The 428-nt window shown below is 68.5% G+C and carries 1 protein-coding gene; it reads left to right on the top strand.

Annotation, left to right across the window (positions count from 1 at the left end):
* Positions 1 to 34 precede the first annotated feature (34 nt).
* A partial coding sequence (locus MFF21_RS23700; RefSeq protein ID WP_373325090.1) for a DUF6538 domain-containing protein occupies positions 35 to 428 on the top strand: 394 nt, incomplete at its 3' end.

The following is a 428-nucleotide window of genomic DNA, read 5'->3' as shown; positions in this document are numbered from 1 at the left end:
CGCCGGTCATGCAATCGGGCGGTGCAAACGGGCCATGGCGCTGATGTCGTATCTCTCCCGTGATCGGCTGGGCACGTACTACTTTCGCAGGGTGATCCCGGCGGAGCTGCGCCCCTTCATGCCGGCGCCGTGGACCGGAAAGGCGAACTGGAAGCAGAGCCTCAGGACCAAGGACCCGGCTGCCGCCAAGAAGGCCGGCTCCAGGATGCTGCGCGACTGCATGGCAGACTTCGAGTTGGCGGAGAGGACGAAGCGCGGAGAGATCCCAGCGGCTCTGGCCCGACGCCCTGCCGCGATGCCCGGGCCTCAGGAGATCGAGGCGGACGTGCTGGCGGAGCTGCTCGCTGCGGATGAGGCCGAGCGATCGGACGGAGATGCCCGCAGACAGCTCCAGACCGCCGCCGAGCGTTCGCAGTGGCCCGACCTGA

Origin of the sequence: Methylobacterium organophilum (assembly GCF_022179465.1) — a bacterium.
Taxonomy (GTDB): Bacteria; Pseudomonadota; Alphaproteobacteria; order Rhizobiales; family Beijerinckiaceae; genus Methylobacterium; species Methylobacterium organophilum.
The sequence above is the reverse complement of the archived record's forward strand: the minus strand, read 5'-3'. Positions and strand labels throughout refer to the sequence as shown.